We start from the raw sequence: 22,141 nt of genomic DNA, 5'->3' as shown, positions 1-22,141 counted from the left end.
ATTTGTTTTCATTAGTTCTCGATACATTTTGTATTTGTAAACCTAAGGCTTTCCAAATACAAAACACTCGAAATGACACTGGTGAAAACCAATAGTTCAAAAAATATAAAAATCCCAAACTTCAATTGAAGTTTGGGATTTTACTTTTTACTTTGAGCTTTTTACTTTTTACTCCTCGACTACATTTTCATCAACCAGTTTCGCATCGAAACCTCATTGTTAATGATATCGCGTAATTCAGAAATTTTCACTCTATCTTGCTGCATTGTATCTCTGTGACGGATGGTTACCGTTTCATCTTCTAATGTCTGATGATCTACCGTGATACAAAATGGCGTTCCTAAAGCATCTTGTCTTCTGTAACGTCTTCCTACGGCGTCTTTTTCGTCATACGCAACGTTGAAATCCCATTTTAAATCATCGATAATTTTACGAGCTACTTCTGGTAAACCGTCTTTTTTTACTAATGGTAAAACGGCCGCTTTTGTTGGCGCTAATACCGAAGGTAAACGTAAAACTGTTCTTGTAGAACCGTCTTCTAACACTTCTTCTTGTAACGAGTTTGAGAAAACCGCCAAGAACATTCTGTCTAAACCAACCGAAGTTTCCACTACATAAGGTGTGTAGTTTGAATTGGTATCGTTATCAAAATATTGTAATTTTTTACCTGAATATTGTTCGTGCGCTTTCAAATCGAAATCGGTTCTCGAGTGAATTCCTTCTAATTCTTTGAATCCGAATGGGAAATTGAATTCGATATCTGCAGCAGCGTTTGCATAATGCGCTAACTTCTCGTGGTCGTGGAAACGGTAGTTTGATTTCCCTAATCCAAGCGATAAATGCCAATTCAAACGTGTCGTTTTCCAGTATTCGTACCATTTCATTTCTTCACCTGGTTTTACGAAAAACTGCATTTCCATTTGTTCAAATTCGCGCATACGAAAGATAAATTGTCTCGCCACGATTTCGTTTCTAAACGCTTTACCCGTTTGAGCAATTCCAAAAGGAATTTTCATACGACCTGTTTTTTGAACGTTTAAGAAGTTTACGAAAATCCCTTGAGCCGTTTCGGGACGAAGATATAAATCCATTGCATTTTCAGCAGAAGCGCCTAATTTAGTTCCGAACATTAAGTTGAATTGCTTTACATCCGTCCAGTTTTTAGAACCGCTTTCTGGACAAGCAATTTCTAATTCTTCGATTAAGGCTTTTACATCGGCAAGGTTTTCTGTCTCTAAAGAACGTGCCATTCTTTCCAGAATTTCCTTCTTTTTAGACAAATATTCCATCACACGTGGATTGGTTGTTTTGTATTGTTCTTCATCAAATGAAGCACCAAAACGTTCCCGAGCTTTGTCGATTTCTTTTTGTGCTTTTTGATTTAATTTTTCGGCATAATCCTCAATTAAAACATCGGCACGGTATCTTTTTTTAGAATCTTTGTTATCAATTAATGGATCATTAAAAGCATCAACGTGACCTGAAGCTTTCCAAGTGGTTGGATGCATCAAAATTGCAGCGTCTAATCCTACAATATTTTCGTGCATTTGCACCATAGATTGCCACCAATATTCACGAATGTTCTTTTTTAACTCCACACCATTTTGTGCATAGTCATAAACCGCACTTAAACCATCGTAAATTTCGCTTGACGGAAATATAAATCCGTACTCTTTTGCATGCGAAACTACATTTTTGAAAATATCATCTTGTTTTGCCATAGTGCAAAAGTAAAAATAGGAATGAAATAATGAAAAGAAATTGAAGAATAAAAGTGAATATCTAGCGATATTCGAATGTTGTAGTGCCAATTTTTAAAAAATCGTTATAAATATTGATTTTGTACAACCCTTTGATTGTTTTAAAATCTTCTAAATCAACATATGCACAAACATCTAAATCTTGGTTATTATAATCAACTTCAGAAAAAGCACTGTATTTAAATAAACTACCATCTAAAGAGCTTAAAGAAAGATCCCCTTTGGAAATAATTTGATTCTCAGGATTAACAACTTGTATGTAAATTTTCTTTGAACCTGTACTCACCAGTTGATTGCTCATTAAGGTATAACAAACTCTTAGCTGTTGAATCTTCGCATTACTTTTACTGTAAACATCAGAATAAATCTTAACACCTTTAGCGTCTACATTACTAGCTATCAAACCACTTAAGCTAGACTTTTTAAACTTTGTTCTAACTGACTCGGAATTGGAAATATCTCTTTTTTCAAATTCTTCCAAACTTCTAGCCTCCTGTTTAACAAAATTTTTATCTAAAACCTGTTCTTTAGAATTAAAGACAACACTTTCTGATTTTTCATATTGGTTGGAAATCAAACTTAAAGAATCATATTTGTAAAGAATTTCATCTAATTGACTTTCTAATAATTTGATTTCGAGTTCTGAATTTTCAGCATATTCGTGATAATCATTTGAAACTTTATAGTATTTCAAAAAAGAGAACAGCAACAACAACATCAAAACAAAGATGCTTATTTTCATTACTTTATTTTTTTTGATTACCATAAATATTTTATTTATTGCGTAAATTTATCAAAGTTTGTAAAAGTAAAATTTTTAAATCGATAAAATGCTTAAAAATCTGCTAAACTTAATGTTTCCCAAAACATGTAAAGGATGTGATGCTCTTTTGCTTTATAACGAAGTCATTATTTGTGCTGAGTGCAGACACAAACTCCCGCTTACGCAACATCATTTAATAAAAAACAATAGTACTTTTAAAAAATTCTACGGAATTATCCCTACCGAATTCTGTAGCGCTATGCTTTATTTTCACAAAGACGGCATTGTTCAAAACCTGATTCACAACCTCAAATACAAAAACTGCCAAGAAATTGGAACTTTACTAGGAGACTGGTACAGTCATGAGATTAAGCACGTAGAAGAATTGAAAGATGTGACCGATATTATTCCTGTTCCGTTACACAAAAAAAGATTTAAAGAAAGAGGATACAATCAAATTACCACTTTTTGTCAATCCCTTGCCGAAAATCTTCAAGTTAAATTCAACGAAGAACTTCTTCACCGAAATTCGTATTCCAAAACACAGACTAAAAAAAACAAAACAGAACGAAACAATATTTCAAACGCAATTTTTGAAATCTCTCATTGCTACACTGAAGAAAAAAAACATTTTCTCCTTGTCGATGATGTTATTACTTCTGGTGCCACTTTAGAAGCTTGTGCTAAAACACTTTTAAAAATACCAAATAGCAAAATCAGTATTATTACAATTGCTTATTCAGATTCATAAAATTTACTAAAATTTGTATGTTTGCACCAATTATAGTTGTTATTTTGTATTTCTTTTATTTATAAAAAATGATAAAATTAAAATATACCTTCTTTACTGTATTACTGTCGATAACTTTTACAAATTGCGCAAAAAGAGGAACCATAACGGGAGGCTTTAAAGACACTATTGCTCCAAAAATCATTAGCAGCTATCCAAAAAATTTTAGTACTAACTTCAAAGGAAGTGAAATTAAAATCAACTTTGATGAATTAATAAAAATAAAGGACATCAACAAGCAGTTAATAATTTCACCGCCTTTAAAAAACACCCCTTTAATCGTTCCTCAAGGCAGTGCAAGTAAGTTCATTTCCATAAAGATAACAGACACTCTTCAAGAAAACACCACTTACAGTTTCAATTTTGGGCAAAGCATTACCGATAACAATGAAGGTAATCCTTACTCACAATTTAAGTATGTATTCTCAACGGGGAATTACATAGACTCATTAACTATTGCCGGTAAAATAAAGGATGCATACGCTCTAAAACCGGATAATTTTGTTTCTATATTACTTTATGATGCTAAAACATTTACCGACTCAACAATTTACAAAGAGACACCTCTATACGTAACCAACACATTAGACAGTTTAAAAGTGTTTTCCCTTGAAAATCTTAAACAAGGTGAATATCAGATCATTGCTTTAAAAGACAAGGCCAACAACAATAAATTTGATCCTAAAAACGACAAAATTGCTTTTCTTAATGAAACCATAACCACTCCAACAAACACTGTCTACGAATTAGAATTGTTCTTAGAAAAACCCGAGTTCAAAGCAGAAAAGCCTACGCAAGAAACTAATAACAAACTTTTCTTAGGATATTCAGGTGATGCAAAAAACACTAAAGTAAGCGGAAAGAGTAATGGCAAGGAAATTCCAATACGAACAACTAAGTTTCCAGAAAAAAACAAAGATAGTTTGCAACTTTTTTTCCCATTAGAAGTTAGAGATTCAATAGAAATTTCTGTAGTAAATGCAAAATATAGTAAAACTTTTTTTACTAAAATAAAAGACCTTAAAGAAGCGGATTCGCTTTCTATTAGCAATAAAAGCGGAAATGTTTTATCCTTTAGAGATCCTTTTGTTTTAAAAACAAAGACCCCATTAAACACAATTGATGAATCAAAAATACTGATTCGAAAGAAAGACTCAACACTGGTAAAATTTAATTCAAAATACGACGAATTTAATCAAGAAATTGCTTTTGATTTCCAAAAAGAAGAAGACGAAAAATACACATTAGAGCTACTTCCTGGAGCTATAAATGACTTTTACAACAAAGAAAATGACTCTTTGAAATTCGACTTTGGCACTCGTTTAATTTCAGATTATGGAAATTTAAAAGTGACACTAATTGGAGCAAAACGATTCCCATTAATTTTAGAAGTTTTAGACAACAAGGGAGAAGTCATGTATAGTCAAAAATCCGAAAAAGAAACTACCATGATTTTTGAAACCATAGAGCCAAGACAATACACTTTACGTGTTGTCTATGACGATAATTCGAACGGTGTTTGGGATACAGGAAATTATTTAGCAAAAAAACAAGCCGAAGAAATTATTTACTTCCCAAAAGAAATAGACATTAGAGCTAACTGGGATGTAGAACAGGAGTTTGGTTTAGATTAATGAAAAATCATCCCTATCACTTAAAAAATTTAACTTTTGACGCGTTTCTTCTAGTGATTTTTTGTCAATTTCAAAGACAAAAACACCAAGTTCACTTTCACAATCTACCAGACTATTTCCTAAAAAGTCAACCGCTTTTGAATGACCAGGATATTCCAAATCATTTGCATCTGCTCCTAATCTATTAACACCAACAAGGTAACACATATTTTCTATGGCCCGAGCTTTTAAAAGGATATCCCAAGCGTTAATCCTAGGTTTTGGCCAATTGGCAACATAGAGCAATAAATCATAATTTTCTACATTTCTTACAAAAACCGGAAAACGCAAATCATAGCAAATCTGTAAACAAATATTCCAATTGTTATAGTTTACAATTAGTTTTTCGGTTCCTCTAGTGTAAACTTTATCTTCGCCAGCTAAGGTAAAAAGGTGCCTTTTGTCGTAAAACTGTACTGCTCCAGATGGAAAAACAAAAACCATTCGATTATAATAATTATCATTTTCTTTGATAACTAAACTCCCTGTTATAGCACAACTTTTCTTTTTTGCCAACCCTTTTAACCAAATCAACGTATCGCCCTCCATAGATTCTGCTACAGCAGAAGGATTCATAGTGAAACCCGTAGTAAACATTTCTGGCAAAACAAACAAATCAAATAATTCATCTTCATTTAAGAAATATTCTTCAATGAATTTTCGATTGGTTCCAGGGTTCTCCCAAGATAATTTGGTTTGAAAAAGTGCTATTCTCATTACTTTTATTTTAATATTAAATTTAAAAAAGTATTTTTGATTAAAATAATAAAAATGAAAAAAATCTTATTAATATTTATTTTACTCTATAGCCTAAACATTTCATCGCAAATAAAGTTCGAAAAAGGCTACTTTATAAAAAATGATAATATTAAAATAGAATGTTTAATAAAAAACAAGGATTGGCTTAATATTCCTAACGAAATAGAATATAAAACAACCGACTCATCAGATATTCTAAAAATATCTGCAAATGACTTAAAAGCTTTTCAAATTTATGACACCAAACATTACTACAAAAAATTTACTTTTACGGTAGATGAGAACCATAAAGAAGAGTCTGAAAACATTAAAAATCACAACACTCTATTAAGAGTTTTAGTCGAGGGAAGTGTTAGTTTATATGAATATAATAGAAATATTTTTCTTTATGAGAAAGAAAATTCAATAAAACAACTAGTTTATAAAAAATACCAAAGTAAAAATAGAATTCAGGAGGATTTTGCTTTCAGAAAGGAAATATTTGACAATTTAAAATGTGATAAAAATAAAATCAACATTCGTCAACTTAAATATGAAAGAAAAGAATTAGTAAATTATATCAAAAAACATCTTGAATGTCAAAATTTAGACTACAAATCTTTTGAAAACAATAATACTAAATCAAAGTTTAATTTTAAAGTTACAACAGGTTTAAATTTTAACAATATAGAACACAAGATATTTTTTGATAATTGGAGAGGCAGACCTTTATATTATAAAACTTCATCAATCAATGCTATTTTTGGATTTGAAAGTGAATTTTTACTCCCATTTAACCACAACAAATGGTCTGTTTTCTTAGCACCAAATTACCAACAACAAAATCATGAGGAATCAGAGAGAAGAACAGACATATATGGCGGTTACAATGGAACTATTGAAATAAAAGATAATTATGCATACATTGAGATACCTGTTGGAATCCGAAAGTATTTTTACATCAACGATAAGTCTAGGATATACGTAGATGGTTCTTACAGTTTCATTGCCTATCTAAAGAAAACAAATGACAGAACATTTTATCCTGATATAAATTATTCATCCCCTTTGATTGTGTCAAAAAATGCAGAAGAATCAATACCTATGGCTCTTCGTTTTGGAATAGGCTACAGCTATAATGAGAAATATTATTTCTCATTAAACTATACCCCTATAAAGACATTAAGCCTGAGTGAGATGAACGCTATCTCTATTTTAGCATCATACAAGTTATTCTAATAAAAATAATTATGAGTTGCTTGAATCCATACTAAAACTACATCTCAGTTTAAATACAAGAAATAATTTTATAAAAAAACCAGTGAAAGAAAATATCACTGGTTTTTTTTATTTTTACTCTAAAGCTAGTAATCCTTTTAGAGATTCGTAACTTTTTAAAATAAGACATTATTTTAAAACTTTGTAAGTAAAAAGATGATTACTTCAAAGAAGCTTTCAAATACTCTCTGTTCATACGAGCAATGTTTTCTAACGAAATTCCCTTCGGGCATTCGATTTCACATGCACCTGTATTCGTACAATTTCCGAATCCTTCTTCATCCATTTGACGTACCATGTTTAAAACACGTTGTGTAGCTTCTACTTTACCTTGTGGCAATAAAGCATACTGTGATACTTTAGCCCCAACGAACAACATAGCCGAACCATTTTTACATGTTGCTACACAAGCCCCACATCCAATACAAGCTGCCGCCATAAACGCTTTATCAGCATCGTCTTTAGGAATTGGAATGGAGTTCGCATCAATAGTATTACCAGAAGTATTTACCGATACAAAACCTCCAGCTTGTTGGATTCTATCAAAAGCACTTCTATCTACCACTAAGTCTTTTACTACTGGAAAGGCTTTACTTCTCCACGGTTCAATATAAATAGTGTCACCATCTTTGAACATTCTCATGTGTAATTGACAAGTAGTAATACCACTGTCTGGTCCATGAGCACGTCCATTGATATATAAAGAACACATACCACAAATTCCTTCACGACAATCGTGGTCAAATGCTACTGGTTCTTTCTTCTCGTTAATTAATTGTTCGTTTAATTGGTCTAACATTTCCAAAAACGAACTCGCAGTAGAAACATTATCCAATTTATAAGTTTCCATGCTTCCTTTAGCATTAGCGTTCTTCTGACGCCAAATTTTAAGTGTTATATTGATATTTTTTGCTGCACTCATAATCTATTATTTGTAATTTCTAGCTGCAATTTTGATTTCTTCGTATACTAATTCTTCTTTGTGAAGTTCTTCTTTTGTAATATCGTCACCTTTGTATTCCCAGGCACCAACAAATTTAAAGTTGTCATCATCACGCAATGTTTCACCCTCTGCATCTTGATACTCTTCACGGAAGTGACCTCCACAAGACTCATTACGTTGCAAAGCATCCATAGCCATAAGTTGACCCAACTCAATTAAATCAGCAACTCTTAAAGCTTTTTCTAACTGAGGGTTCAATTCTTCATTAGTACCTGGAACATAAACATCTTTAAAGAAATCCTCCTTTAATTGAGCAATTTCAGAAATAGCTTCTTTTAAACCTGCTTCATTTCTAGCCATTCCAACCTTATTCCACATGATCAAACCTAATTTTTTATGGAAATAATCAACGGATTTAGAACCATTATTGTTCAAAAATTTACTAATGGAATCTTTAACTCTTGATTCTGCTTCTGCAAACTCTGGAGAATCCGTAGAAATTTTTCCTGTTCTAATTTCGTCAGCTAAATAATTAGAGATCGTATATGGTAATACAAAATAACCATCCGCTAAACCTTGCATTAAAGCTGAAGCCCCTAAACGGTTAGCTCCGTGATCTGAGAAGTTTGCCTCTCCTGCTACGAAACATCCCGGAATTGTTGACTGTAAGTTGTAATCTACCCAAACACCACCCATAGTATAGTGAACTGCTGGATAAATTTTCATTGGTGTTTCATAGGGATTCTCATCGGTAATTTTTTGATACATTGTAAACAAGTTACCGTATTTCTCTTCCAACCAAGCTTTACCTAATTTAGTAATTTCTTCTGGTGTTGGATTATGATTTCCTTTAGCATATGCTGCTTGCTTTCCTTTATTTTGAATTTCAGTAGAAAAATCTAAATAAACACCTTCATTAGTATCATTAGCTTCAATTCCATAACCGGCATCACAACGCTCTTTAGCTGCTCTCGAAGCAACGTCACGTGGTACTAAGTTACCAAATGCTGGATATCTTCTCTCTAAGAAGTAATCTCTATCCTCTTCTGCAATTTGTGTTGGTTTTAATTTACCCGCTCTGATTGCTTCTGCATCTTCTTTCTTCTTTGGAACCCATATACGCCCAGAGTTACGTAACGACTCAGACATTAAAGTCAATTTAGCTTGATTTGTTCCATGAACAGGGATACAAGTTGGGTGAATTTGAACGAAACATGGATTAGCAAACAAAGCTCCTTGTTTGTGAATTTTCCAAGCAGCAGTTACATTACTTCCCATAGCATTTGTGGAAAGAAAATACACATTACCATAACCCCCTGATGCAATAACAACAGCATGAGCAGAATGTCTTTCAATTTCTCCTGTAACTAAATCACGTGCAATAATTCCTCGAGCCTTACCGTCAATTTTAACCAATTCTAACATTTCGTGTCGGCTGTACATTTTTACACGGCCTAAACCAATTTGTCTCGATAAAGCAGAATAGGCTCCTAATAATAATTGTTGTCCTGTTTGTCCAGCAGCATAAAAAGTACGTTGTACTTGAGTTCCACCAAACGAACGATTGTCAAGCATTCCACCATATTCACGTGCAAAAGGAACACCTTGAGCCACACATTGATCAATTATATTGGTAGATACTTCTGCTAAACGGTGGACGTTTGCTTCACGTGCACGGTAATCACCTCCTTTAATTGTATCGTAGAAAAGACGGTAAACACTATCACCATCATTTTGATAATTCTTTGCGGCATTAATACCTCCTTGAGCTGCAATAGAGTGCGCACGACGAGGTGAATCTTGAAAACAGAATGCTTTTACATTATACCCCATCTCTCCAAGAGAAGCAGCAGCAGAAGCTCCTGCTAAACCAGTTCCCACAACAATAATATCGATTTTTGGTCTATTATTCGGAGCAACTAATTTCAAGTGATTTTTATGATCGGTCCATTTATCTTTTAATGGACCTGCTGGTATTTTAGAATCTAACTTCATAATATATACTGATGTTGATTATTTTTTAAAGTGTAAAAAGATTGGAATAATAGCAAATAACAAAGGTACTACTATCGAAAATGCTTTTCCTACAAACTTAATAAGGGGTGTTAATTTAGAACTATTTACACCTAAAGATTGAAAAGCACTTTGAAAACCATGCCATAAGTGGAATGCTAAAACTAACATTGAAAAAACATAAAAAATTGTAAAAACTAAACCTAACTTAGGATCTTTAAAAAAATCTAACGTAAGCTTGTACAAGTCTTTGTATAAATCCGCAGTTTTTACATCTGCTTGACTATAATAAAGTTCTGTTCCATTTTTTATAACAAACTGCTTTACCATCATGGTCTCTGGATTTTGTTTTTCACCTACTAGAGCAACCTGTTCAACTGGATAATACTGACCTGTCTGAGTCCCTACATAAAACTTCTGCTTATTCCCTTGAACTTCAATTTCTTTTGTCATTAAAGGCATGTTTTTATCAAAATGCATTTTCGCCCAAAAATTAACCATATGTGTGGCAATAAAAACCAAAATAAGCGTCCCTAAAACCGCCATGTTTCTTGAAGCTAAACTTGAATTTGCAGCAGGATTAGTCTTTGCATAAGAAACAGGCCTAGCCTTTTTGTTTTGAATGGTTAACATTATTCCATCAATAGCATGGAATAAAATAGAAATGTAAGTAAGATAAGATAGTAACTTTACTGCTGGATTGGTGGTCATGAACAATGCATATTGATTAAAATTCAAAGCATTGTTTGGAACTAAAAGTTGTAAATTCCCTGCTAAATGACCCGCCAAAAACAAGCATAAAAATAAACCTGTAAGAGCCATCCAATATTTTTTTACAATAGATGACTTTAATAATGCTGATTTTGCCATAATTTTTATTTGATTGTACTAGTTTAATAAAAAATCAAACAAAAATAAGGCTATTTGAATTGAACTACAACCTTTTCGAGCTAATTTATAATGATTTTAAAATGGATTTAACTATCGTTGAATACCAACACCTTATAGCATTAAAACTAAAACTTTAAAAGCATTTTTGAAAAGAGATCACTTTACAAATGTAGGCAACAATCCCCTAAGACCCATATCAACAACACTTTCACCAATAGATGGCTCAAATTTCCCATCAACGGTTACCTCTTGCCATTCAAAGCTATGATTTGTCGACAACGATAAAGTAAGCTCTATATCACGAGTTTCATTACCATTTATAACTAGATTTTGTGAAAATTTACCTGTTACCACACAAGAACCTGCCGGTATTGGAGATGTGGCTGCTATAGGATTTGGCACGGTCGTAGCACCCGCAGGAGCTTGACCAGAAGTTGCGTAAGGAAAATCATGCAAAGCAAACGCCCAATAACCCTGTAAACGATTTCCATTAATTGGAAAAGAATTATTTTCAACAAAATGAGTAGTAATGTAGTTGTTATATCCTACAAAACTAGCCAATGTACCTTGATAATCAACCCCATTATTCCTTATAGAAATATCGTACTCTTGATAGGATAAAGAAATACGAACATATTCATAATTTCCTTGTGCTACTTGCCGTAAAGGAATTTTTAGAAAAACTGATCCTTCTTCTACAATCACAGCTTTACTAAAGTCTATTGCAACTGAACCTCCTTGTACAGTTTCTTCTGCATGATACAATACGGTTCCTTCCGTTAATTGAGTATAGGCTGTTGGTGCCAACTCGAAATAATGAGCACTAATTTTACTAAAATCAGGAGACTGAGCCGCATGACCAGAAGGAATAGTTGCAGGTTGTCCCAAATTATTCAAACGTGCTTGATTGGGGTCAAATTGAAACTTGACAATTAGATAAGGACCATTATCGCTGTCATCTTCATCCTCACATGAAAAAAAAGACAAAGCAGAAACTAAAATTAAAAAAAGGCCAACAATTCTTTTCATAATTCAAAGACATTTGAAAGAGCAATTCAAACTTGCTTTTGATTTAACGTAAAAACACAAGCAAATAGTATGCCTTTTTTAACTATTTTTTAGGATTTACGATTTCAAAAGATTTTTTTTCTAAAATCTTCTCTTTTGAAATCATTATGTCATACTTTCCAACAGGCAAATAAAACTTTTGATTATCAGCAGCTTTTAACTTAATCTTCTTATCTTTTTTATTCCAATTAGCTACTATATCTTTTGTCATTGAATAATCAAATTCAAAAGAGTTCAATCCTTTTTTAGCATCAACTTTTTGAGCATGTACAATCATACCTGCCTCATTTGTAATTGAAATGTTTACAATTCCATCATCATTTGAGTAAAACCAAATGGTTTGCAATGGCTCACTTGGTTTTCCCCATGCGTAATTTTGAGTTCCCCAACGATCGGATTTCGTTCTATCGTTAACTTTAAACAAATGCAGGTTTTTAGCTAAAACCGCTTTGGTTAATTCCTGAACTTTAGAAATATCCATTTTGTATAGCGAACGACCATGAGTTCCTACAATTAATTCTTTAGCTTTGGCTTGAATAACCGCATCATGAACGGCTACTTTTGGCATTCCATTTGAAAAATCTTGCCAACTTTCGCCTTTGTCTAAAGAAATGAACAAGCCATTATCAGTTCCTACATACAAAATATTCTCATTCGCAGAATCTTCTACAATTACATTTACGGCTTCTGTTAATCCATTCGAAATTGAAGTCCATGTCGTTCCAAAATCTTCCGAAACAAAAGCATAGCTTTCAAAAATATCGTTTCTATAACCATTCAAAGCAGCATAAACCCTTTCTTTTTTGTGAGACGAAGCCACTACTCTGGAAACCCATAAATTTTGAGGTAAATTGTTCGAAATTAATTGCCATGAAGCGCCACCATCTTTGGAAACATGAATTTTCCCATCATCTGAACCTGCATAAAGTAATCCAAATTGAAATTTACTTTCTGAAATTGTCGAAATAGTTCCAAAAGCGACGTTTCCTTCTTTTGCACCATTGGTTAAATCCCCTGAAATTCGATCCCAAGTTTCGCCTTGATTCATGGAACGGTGTAAAAACTCCGAACCCATGTACAAAATATCTTGATTGTGCGATGATAACAAAATCGGTGTTTGCCAATTGAAACGGTATGGCTTTTCTCCTTTTGGAGCTTTTGGCGTGATGTAATCAAACTTTCCTTCTTTTCGATTGATTCTGTAGTAATTTCCGAATTGATAACCCGTGAAAACTACATTTGGATTGCGACTATCAATTTGCGTTTGCATCCCATCACCACCCATTAATTCTTGATACGGATATTTTCCTTCTTGATGCCAAGCTACATTGTGCGAATAATTGTTAGGACCAAACCAAACGCCGTTATCTTGCATTCCACCGTAAACATTATAATTTTCTTGATAATCCACATTTACAGCATAAAACTGACTTACCGCTTCATTGTTACATTTAATCCAGTGTGCTCCGTTATCATACGAAATATTCACACCACCATCATTTCCGTTAATAATATGATTTGGATTTTCTGGATTGACCCAAGTTACGTGATGATCCGCATGTACATTTTCTTTTGAAATAACCGTGAAGGTTTTTCCTCCATCTTCGGAAAACAATAATGGAACACCTCCAATATAAACACGATCTTGATTGTTCTCATCTACCGAAATGTTTGCGAAATAATAGCCATACGTATAAAACATATCGTCGATATAATTCTGATTCGTTTTTTTCCAAGATTTTCCACCATCTTCCGATTTATAAACCTCACAACCAATTACTTCGGTTTCAAATAAGGCTTTATTCGAATCAGAAAGAAAATTCAAAACTTCTTTCGGCTCCATATGGTTATCCGCAATCCAATTCTTAATATTCTCAGCACGGTACTTATCTCTGAAACCACTTGCTTTCAAAGCATTATTCAACTCTTTGCTCGAAATTTCCATAATATCAGCACCAGGAGAAGACAACATAACCGTCAATTTATTTTTTGAAGCTGCTTTCGGTCGCATATTTTGATTATCCAAAACAGCATAAATCACGTTCTCATTGAACATAGCCAAGCCAATTCTTCCCACACCTTCATTGGCAGGAAACCCACTTTCTTTAGTTGTGACTAATTTCCAAGAAGTTCCGCCATCTTCACTTTTATAAATACCTGATTTTTCACCATCACCATCAAAATGCCACGCTTTTCTATCTTTTTGCCAAGACGCCGCAAACATGATTTGGGGATTATTTTTTGAAACCGCCAAATCAATAATTCCAGCATCTTCCGCTACGAACAAAGTTTGCTTCCAAGATTTTCCGCCATCATTTGATTTGTAAATGCCGCGTTCTTTGTTGGTTGTATATAAATGCCCAACAGCAGCCACGACAATTTCATTTAAATTGCTTGGGTTGACCCAAATTCTGCTAATATGATGCGAATCTTTTAATCCTAAATTTTCCCAAGTTTTTCCTTTATCTGAAGATTTCAAAACACCAACTCCTGCATAAGACGAACGTGAAGCATTCACCTCACCTGTTCCTACCCAAATCGTTCCCGAATTCCAATCCACCGTAACCGAACCACAATTAACCGTTTCTGCCGAATCCATCACAGGCGAAAAAGAAGTTCCGTTGTTATTGGTATACCAAAGTCCGCCTGTAGCATACGCTACATAAAATTCAGTTGGGTTTTTTGGATTTACAGCTAAGTCAACTACACGACCACTCATAATAGTTGGTCCGATATTCTTAGCTTCTACTTGATTAAACAATGAATTTTGAGCAATTGCCGATTGCACAATCAATAAAAACAGGACAGTAATTTGCTTCATCTTGAAAAATTTTGTTGAAAATTAGCCAAAACATTGCACTTCTACAAAATTTCTAAAGTATTTAACAACTTTTCATTTTTATCTTATTAATTTTGAAAAACTATTTTAAACACATATAAACATAGAATTTGTTATACACAAAAACTAGTCACTTATTACTAATCACTTATCACTTAAAAAATGACATGAGCCTTTGGCGATTGCATATAACCATTAAAAAACAATAAAAAAAACATATGAAATACCATCTAATAGACCGCGATTTATACGTGAAAAACAGAGCGAAATTCACAGCTCAAATGAAACCAAACAGCGTTGCGGTATTCAATTCAAACGATATCTATCCAGTTTCTGCGGATTCTACTTTACCTTTTGCACAACATAGAGATATTTTATATTTATCGGGAGTAGATCAAGAAGAAAGTATTTTATTGCTTTTTCCTGATGCGCCTTACGAACATTTGAAAGAAATTTTATTCTTAAAAGAAACAAACGAACATATTGCGATTTGGGAAGGTGAAAAACTGACCAAAGAAAGAGCTTTCGAAGTTTCTGGAATTAAATCGGTGATTTGGTTACAAGATTTCCACAAGACTTTGAAAGAAATCATGGCGTATGCTGATACCATTTATATCAATACTAACGAACATTACAGAGCGGTTATTGAAACAGAAACTCGTGAAGCGCGTTTTATTAAATGGTGGAAAGAAAATTATCCCGCACACAAAGTAGAAAAATCAAATCCTATTTTACAAAGATTGCGTTCGGTAAAAGAAAGTGAGGAATTGGATTTAATCCAAAAAGCGTGTGATATTACGGAAAAAGGTTTTAGAAGAGTTTTGAATTTCGTAAAACCAGGCGTTATGGAATACGAAATCGAAGCCGAATTTGCACATGAATTCCTAAGAAATCGTTCAAAAGGTTTTGCTTACACGCCAATTATTGCTTCGGGTAACAACGCGAATGTGTTACATTATATAGAAAACAACCAACAATGTAAAGCTGGTGATTTGATTTTATTAGACGTTGGTGCAGAATATGCGAATTATTCAAGTGATATGACGCGTATGGTTCCGGTTTCGGGTCGTTTTACAGACAGACAAAAAGCGGTTTACAATGCCGTTTTAAACGTGAAAAACGAAGCTACAAAAATGTTGGTTCCAGGAACCTTATGGAAACAATATCATGTAGAAGTAGGTAAAATCATGACTTCAGAATTACTAGGTTTAGGATTAATCGACAAAGCCGATGTTCAAAACGAAAATCCAGATTGGCCAGCGTACAAAAAATATTTCATGCACGGAACAAGTCACCACATGGGATTAGACACGCACGATTACGGTTTATTACACGAACCAATGCAAGCTAATATGGTGTTCACAGTTGAACCAGGAATTTATATTCCGAAAGAAGGTTTTGGTATTCGTTTAGAAGACGATATGGTAATTCAAGAAAAAGGAGCGGCATTTAATTTAATGCGCAATATTCCAATTGAAATTGAAGAAATTGAAGCGATTATGAATGCTTAAACCAGTTTAAGAGTTTATAAGGTTATAAGTTTAAAAGGGCGGCTTGCAGAAATGTGAGCCGTTTTTTTAAGCTCAAACTTAGCTCAACGCAAACTTGTCATGCTGTAAAGCATCTCTTTATGAGATTCCTACGGAATGACAAGTTTGTAAACAAAACAATCCTTGCGTACTTCACGAAAAAACTTTGCGCTCTTTGCGTTTAAATCCTAACTTTGCCCTCATGAAAACCACAAACTTCAAAAACACCAAAATCAGTTACACCGACCAAGGAAAAGGAACGGCTGTGGTGTTATTACATGGTTTTTTGGAAAATCAATCGATGTGGAAAGCGTTTATTCCTGAATTAACAAAGAAACACCGCATCATCACTATCGATTTATTAGGTCATGGCGAAACCGAATGTTTAGGTTATGTCCACACCATGGAAGACCAAGCCGATATGGTGCATCATGTATTACACGAATTAAAAATCAGAAAAGCGGTTTTAATTGGGCATTCGATGGGCGGTTATGTAGCGTTGGCTTTCGCCGAATTGTACCCTGGTAATGTCAAAGGAATTGTATTACAAAACTCCACTTCAAGAGCCGATAGCGACGAACGAAAAGCAAATCGTGACCGAGCTATTTTAGCGGTGAAGCAAAATTATTCGGCATTCATTCGCATGAGTATTGCTAATTTATTTAGTGAGGACAATCGCGAACGTTTAACAGACACCATCGAGGAGGTGAAATCAGAAGCTTTAAAAACACCGCTTCAAGGAATTGTTGCCGCACTAGAGGGCATGAAAATTAGAAAAGACCGTGAAGCTATATTGCATTTTGCCTCGTATCCTATCCAACTAATTTTAGGTAAAAAAGATCCCGTTTTAAACTACACCGAAAATTTAGAGCAAATCGAAGGTACACAAGTACAACTCACCACTTTTGAAGATGGTCATATGAGTCATTTTGAAAACAAAAACGATTTGTTGTATACCTTAACTAAATTCCTATATCAACTTTGATTACTAAGGTTCTTTTTAAAAACATAATTAAACTCTTTCAAAGCTATATTCTTACGATATTTAGAACTCAAGGTCTTTGTAGGCTTTGTTTCTAGTGTTACCACCGGTGTCAAATGAGAATCAATTGAAGAAACAAAATTTTGCACTAAACTTATAAAGTCTTTATTAATCTGATACATCAAAACAGAATCATCTAAAGATGCCGTTATAATTTTGGCAGTTTTGAGCTCGGATAGATGTTTAGAAACAGTAGATTGTGCATGAGGCATAGCTTCAACAATCTTCATACAATTCGAATTTGGATTTGCAATCAAAAAATTTAAAATGGCCAAACGCGTTGTGCTTCCAAGTGCTTTAAAAACAATTGCAACATGATTTGATTCAACGCTTAATGAGGTAGTTTTGGGGCTTTTCACTAGCATAAAATTTTAATTATATCAAATATAATAAAATTTATATTGATTATCAAATAATTACAGAACAAAAAGATATAGTAATTTTACACTTTTTCTTTTATTGGAATTTCAGGATTAAAAATTTCTTCAATCAATGTTTCTAAAGCTACTTTAAAATCTTCTAAAATTTCTTTTGAAATTACAACTTCGGAATCTTTTCCCTTTCCTAATCCAAAAGGCAAAAAACCGCTTTTCATGTTTTTAAATGAAACTATTCCGGCTGTAACTTCTCGATGCTGTTTCAATTCATGATTTTCAAACATCAAGGCATAACACAACAACTGAATAACTTTTTCGTTCTTTATATCGGAAGTCAAATCGATAAAATCAAGAATCTTTAAACTATTCCCTTCAACTCTTCCAGTTTTGTAATCGATGATTCTGACAACACCATTTCGCTCTTCTATTCGATCCACCTTACCAGCAATTTTTATTGGAAAAGGTAAAGATTTTACTTCAAGCTCACAGGACAAATTTGCTTCCAACAACAACACTTTTATAGCATTGCCAGCTTCAATATCTTTCTTTTCTAATTGAATAAAGTTATAAACATTACGTTTCGCAACTTCAAAAGCAAGTAGATTTTTTCCTCTGGTGATTTCGCCTTCTTTGTAAATTTCTTTGAAATGTTTTAGAATAACCTCATCAATTTTTGCTTCCATAGTTTCTATGTCATGCAATTCCAAAAAATTATATAAAAATGGTGTATACAATTCTTCCAAAGCATTATGAATAATAGTTCCCAGAGTGTTTACCGCAATGTCTTCTTCCACTTCATCAGCTTCATTAATGCGTAAAATGCGTTGCATATAAAACTGTAATGGATTTCGAATATAATTCGTTAAAGACGAGGGCGAAAAACCTTTATCCGTTGCAATTTCGTGTAAACGTTTTAGAATCTTAGTCGTTTTAGGAATCGTCAGAGGTTCGGATGCTTTTTCTGGTAAAACAGCATTATAAATCGAGCTTGTAATACTATGCTTTGGTTGTTTTTCAATTTCTAACTGCGTTATAAAACGACTTTTTTCTCCTGCATCTATTCCTTCATTGTCAGTATTATAGAGTAACCAAACATTTTTAGCACGCAATAACAAATGATAAAAGTGATAGCAATAAATGGCATCCTTTTCTTTGAACGTTGGCAAACCTAATTCTTTTTTCACATCATACGGAATAAAAGAATTTTGAGATTTTCCTGCTGGAAATTTACCTTCATTTACCGAAGTAATAATCACATTTTCAAAATCCAATACACGGCTTTCTAAAACACCCATTACCTGAAGACCCGACAAAGGCTCGCCTTCAAAAGAAACTTCCGCTAAATCGATTATTTGCTTGTAAATCGCTTGAAGTGATGACAAACTTTTAATTTGATTGTAGGTTTCGTAGTAATTAGTTAATTTGTTAATCGTTTTAAAAACCGAATACACGAAAGCTTTCGTTACTTTCTCTTCGGCATCATCGTTACTTAAATGGGACTTGATGGTAAGTAAAATCGCGTTCAAATTCGCTAAAATATCGGAAATAGAGTCGTCCCATCGTGTAAATAATAATTCGAAATACTTATTCGCTGCGTTTGGATATTTCTCTTCGTATAAACTGAATAATTTTTGATTGGAAAAGAAAGTAAAATTGTTGTTGTTAATCACTTTTACAACTTCTTCCACTTTGCAATAAGGTTCTACCAAAGGATGATTCAGAATATCCAAAACTTCTTTGTAGTAAAACGTATAGCTTTTTTCGTTACGCTGTTTGGCATTGGTATGTAACTTAAACAACTTGCTAATTAAGAGTTGCGCAGGATTATTTTTACTGGGATACCCCATCGTAATATTCAAAGCATTTACCGATTCAGGCAAACCGTATAAAACAGGAAGCAACAAGTTTTCATCTCCTAGAACAACTGCCGTTTTTTCTAAATTTGGGTTTTCGGATTGAATTTTCTCAATGATTGTTCCTACTATTTTGGCTTGACCAATGCTTTTTGGAGTTCCTATGATTTCAATACTTTTCTCTTCACTAAAGTGATTGACTACCCATTCAAAATCTTGACTCACAAAGGGTTTCCATTCTTTTTTAAACTTACGAATAAACAACCCGGCATCGTGATAGGAGTCATTTAAAAAAACAGCATCGATATCCCAGTAGATTTTAGCTTTTTTTTCACTTAATAAATACTTGAATATTCTTTCCTCAGCTTGATTTAAAGCATTGAAACCTGCAAAATAGATTTGACTAGTAATAGTTGATGTAAAAGGAATTAAATTTTTTACCGACTCTCTGTATAACAAACCTTGATAACCAATTCCCTTCTTTAATAAATAATCGTAAAATGTTTTGTAATACAATGGTAATTTCGACCAAAACTCTAAATGAACGTCTATCAATTTGGTAGTATTAGATGGCTCTAAGTTCCATCGCTTAAGCGCTTCAATATTGTTGAGATAGGAAAAGACGTGTCTTGAATCTAATAAATAACGATCTATTTCATTAAAATCTTGAAGGGCTGTTTTTGCCCAAGAAGCAAACTCATCAAACGGCTGTTGTTTGGAACTTTCGGTAACGGAAAGATAAATCTCATAAAACTCAAATAACAATTCTATAGGATCAATTGTTCGTAAACCCGAAATTTCTTGAATAAAATCTTCAATACTAATTATAGTAGGCGCAAAAGAGGTGCTATCTAAATGATTCTTTAAACTTTCTAAAAGAAAAACCTTAGCTCTCTTGTTAGGCAAAACAATTATACAATTCGACAATTGCATATCTGATTGCAATAAAATGGCTTGACTTAACTTATCTAAAAAAGTAGTATGTTTCATTTTATAAAAATAAAAAAAACGTCCCGATAAATCGGGACGTTTCTAGTATATTTTAGAAAGAAATTATTTAACTAATTTCACTTCAACTCTTCTATTGTTAGCTTTACCTTTAGCAGTTTTGTTAGTGTCAATTGGCATTGACTCACCGAATCCTTCAGATGTTAATCTTGAAGCATCGATACCGTTTTCAACTAAATAATTTTTAACAGCAGCAGCTCTATCTTTAGATAATTTTAAGTTCGTAGCATCTGAACCATCAGAATCAGTATGCCCTTCAATTGAAAATTTAGAAGCTGGGTACTCTTTTAAAATAGCAGTGATTGCTTGTAAAACTGGCATAGTTTGTTTTTGGAAAGTAGATTTACCAGAATTAAACAAGATAGTTTTAGCATAATCATTTAATTTTTTAATAGCATCGTCAGAAACTTCTGGACATCCATTGTTAGCAACACTACCAGCAACTGTTGGACATTTATCATCCTTATCAGCTACACCATCACCATCAGTATCAGGCCATGGACAACCTGCGTTATCTCTAGCTCCAGCTACTGTTGGACATTTATCATCATTATCAGCTACTCCATCACCATCAGCATCTGGACAACCTTTCATGATTTTAGTACCTTTAACTTCAGGACAAGCATCCTCAGAATCAATGATTCCATCACCATCAGCATCTGGACATCCGTTGAACTCAGCTAAACCAGCAACTTCTGGACAAGCATCAGCAGAATCTTCAATACCGTCTTTGTCTGTATCTGGACAACCTTTAAACTCAGCTAAACCAGGAACATCAATACAAGCATCTTCTTTATCATAAACACCATCTCCATCGGTATCTTTAGCACCAAATTTGAATGTTAAACCTGCAAAATGTTGGAAATGAGTAGGAACATCTAAATTAGCAACTCTATTGTCATCAAACGAATGTTTGTAAGTTGACTGAAGTTGTAAACCAATATTTTCAGTAGCCCAAAAAGTAAATCCTAAACCTCCATTTACAGTACCTGCAGAAGCATCACCAAAGAAAGTGTAACCTCCACCGATATTTAAAGATGGATCAAACCATTTAGTTCCAATCATTTCCATGAAACTATATTTAATAACAGCATCAACACCGTAATAACTCAAATTTCCTGGATTAACAACACTCATCCCTCTACTATCAGCATTAGCAGCAGTTGGATCAAAAACAACAAACTTATCAATTCTATTGATAGAGCCCGTTACACCAAAAGAAAAACCATCTCCCACATACTTAGACACATTTAAGTAAGACACAGAAGGAATAAAATTCCAATTATCTTTAACGTCAAATGGTTGTGAAAAAGTTTTTTGTAAAAAGTTTAGACCGTCTCTACTAGCACTTACTCTAGTATCAACTGCATTAGCCCCAAAAGATATTGCCCATGGGTTGTTGCTGTCTTGTGCCTGTGAAGATAAACCGGCAAACAACAAAGCAGCTGTAAAAAATTTGTTTAGATGTTTCATACGTTATTTATTTAATTACAATGCGTTATAATTACAACAAAAGTAATATGTTTTTTTTTAAATACAAAAAGTTTTGTTAAAAAAATTTAACTATTTGTCGGAT

At 33.4% G+C, this 22,141-nt stretch carries 16 protein-coding genes; 5 read left to right on the top strand and 11 right to left on the bottom strand.

Annotated elements, in window-relative coordinates; genetic code table 11:
* Positions 1-179: 179 nt before the first annotated feature.
* Both BUE95_RS04740 and BUE95_RS04735 read right to left on the bottom strand, forming a co-directional pair.
* Positions 180-1,721 carry a glycine--tRNA ligase gene (locus tag BUE95_RS04740; RefSeq protein ID WP_073581913.1) on the bottom strand — a complete coding sequence of 514 codons (1,542 nt, stop codon included), beginning with the start codon at positions 1,719-1,721 and terminating at the stop codon, positions 180-182.
* Positions 1,722-1,782: 61 nt separating this feature from the next.
* Positions 1,783-2,502, bottom strand: coding sequence for a hypothetical protein (locus BUE95_RS04735; protein ID WP_143165225.1), 720 nt, complete (start codon positions 2,500-2,502; stop codon positions 1,783-1,785).
* A 112-nt stretch (positions 2,503-2,614) separates the two neighbouring features.
* On the opposite strand from BUE95_RS04735, the gene BUE95_RS04730 reads away from it, so the two are divergent.
* Together BUE95_RS04730 and BUE95_RS04725 are read left to right on the top strand one after the other, a co-directional pair.
* Positions 2,615-3,274 carry a ComF family protein gene (locus tag BUE95_RS04730; RefSeq protein ID WP_234977624.1) on the top strand — a complete coding sequence of 220 codons (660 nt, stop codon included), beginning with the start codon at positions 2,615-2,617 and terminating at the stop codon, positions 3,272-3,274.
* 68 nt (positions 3,275-3,342) lie between these two features.
* Complete coding sequence (locus BUE95_RS04725; protein ID WP_073581907.1) at positions 3,343-4,947, top strand: Ig-like domain-containing domain; 1,605 nt, start codon at positions 3,343-3,345, stop codon at positions 4,945-4,947.
* On the opposite strand, the gene BUE95_RS04720 is transcribed toward BUE95_RS04725, so the two are convergent.
* A complete protein-coding gene (locus tag BUE95_RS04720) occupies positions 4,939-5,703 on the bottom strand; it encodes a nitrilase family protein (protein WP_073581905.1) in 765 nt (254 codons plus the stop codon). The two genes, BUE95_RS04725 and BUE95_RS04720, sit on opposite strands and share 9 nt — an antisense overlap.
* 54 nt (positions 5,704-5,757) lie before the next feature.
* On the opposite strand from BUE95_RS04720, the gene BUE95_RS04715 reads away from it, so the two are divergent.
* Positions 5,758-6,963 carry a hypothetical protein gene (locus tag BUE95_RS04715; protein WP_073581903.1) on the top strand — a complete coding sequence of 402 codons (1,206 nt, stop codon included), beginning with the start codon at positions 5,758-5,760 and terminating at the stop codon, positions 6,961-6,963.
* 199 nt (positions 6,964-7,162) lie between these two features.
* On the opposite strand, the gene BUE95_RS04710 is transcribed toward BUE95_RS04715, so the two are convergent.
* From BUE95_RS04710 to BUE95_RS04690, 5 genes are all read right to left on the bottom strand, one after another.
* Positions 7,163-7,924, bottom strand: a complete 762-nt coding sequence (locus tag BUE95_RS04710) for a succinate dehydrogenase/fumarate reductase iron-sulfur subunit (protein ID WP_073581901.1) — start codon at positions 7,922-7,924, stop codon at positions 7,163-7,165.
* Between the two features lie 6 nt (positions 7,925-7,930).
* Entirely contained in the window at positions 7,931-9,940 is a 2,010-nt protein-coding gene (locus BUE95_RS04705) for a fumarate reductase/succinate dehydrogenase flavoprotein subunit (protein WP_073581899.1), read from the bottom strand.
* Positions 9,941-9,958: 18 nt separating this feature from the next.
* Positions 9,959-10,828: a succinate dehydrogenase cytochrome b subunit gene (locus BUE95_RS04700; RefSeq protein ID WP_073581897.1), complete on the bottom strand. Its 870-nt coding sequence runs from the start codon at positions 10,826-10,828 to the stop codon at positions 9,959-9,961.
* 177 nt (positions 10,829-11,005) lie between these two features.
* Positions 11,006-11,878 carry a hypothetical protein gene (locus BUE95_RS04695; protein ID WP_073581895.1) on the bottom strand — a complete coding sequence of 291 codons (873 nt, stop codon included), beginning with the start codon at positions 11,876-11,878 and terminating at the stop codon, positions 11,006-11,008.
* 82 nt (positions 11,879-11,960) lie between these two features.
* The gene (locus tag BUE95_RS04690) at positions 11,961-14,738 is read right to left on the bottom strand and encodes a VPS10 domain-containing protein (RefSeq protein ID WP_073581893.1); all 2,778 of its coding nucleotides are present in this window, start codon (positions 14,736-14,738) and stop codon (positions 11,961-11,963) included.
* Positions 14,739-14,974: 236 nt separating this feature from the next.
* Between BUE95_RS04690 and BUE95_RS04685 the strand changes: the two genes are divergently transcribed.
* Both BUE95_RS04685 and BUE95_RS04680 read left to right on the top strand, forming a co-directional pair.
* Positions 14,975-16,267, top strand: a complete 1,293-nt coding sequence (locus tag BUE95_RS04685; RefSeq protein ID WP_073581891.1) for an aminopeptidase P family protein — start codon at positions 14,975-14,977, stop codon at positions 16,265-16,267.
* 220 nt (positions 16,268-16,487) lie between these two features.
* The gene (locus BUE95_RS04680) at positions 16,488-17,270 is read left to right on the top strand and encodes an alpha/beta fold hydrolase (RefSeq protein ID WP_073581889.1); all 783 of its coding nucleotides are present in this window, start codon (positions 16,488-16,490) and stop codon (positions 17,268-17,270) included.
* Here the strand turns inward: BUE95_RS04680 and BUE95_RS04675 are convergent.
* The 3 genes from BUE95_RS04675 to BUE95_RS04665 form a co-directional block, all read right to left on the bottom strand.
* A complete protein-coding gene (locus BUE95_RS04675) occupies positions 17,261-17,692 on the bottom strand; it encodes an ArsR/SmtB family transcription factor (protein ID WP_073581887.1) in 432 nt (143 codons plus the stop codon). The two genes, BUE95_RS04680 and BUE95_RS04675, sit on opposite strands and share 10 nt — an antisense overlap.
* Positions 17,693-17,769: 77 nt before the next feature.
* Positions 17,770-20,547 carry a PD-(D/E)XK nuclease family protein gene (locus tag BUE95_RS04670; protein WP_073581885.1) on the bottom strand — a complete coding sequence of 926 codons (2,778 nt, stop codon included), beginning with the start codon at positions 20,545-20,547 and terminating at the stop codon, positions 17,770-17,772.
* A gap of 63 nt (positions 20,548-20,610) precedes the next feature.
* Positions 20,611-22,038 carry an OmpA family protein gene (locus BUE95_RS04665; protein WP_073581883.1) on the bottom strand — a complete coding sequence of 476 codons (1,428 nt, stop codon included), beginning with the start codon at positions 22,036-22,038 and terminating at the stop codon, positions 20,611-20,613.
* Positions 22,039-22,141 lie beyond the last annotated feature (103 nt).

This window comes from Flavobacterium cucumis (assembly GCF_900148835.1).
Lineage (GTDB): Bacteria > Bacteroidota > Bacteroidia > Flavobacteriales > Flavobacteriaceae > Flavobacterium > Flavobacterium cucumis.
Note: the sequence above shows the minus strand (reverse complement) of the source record. Positions and strands in the feature narration are given on the sequence as shown.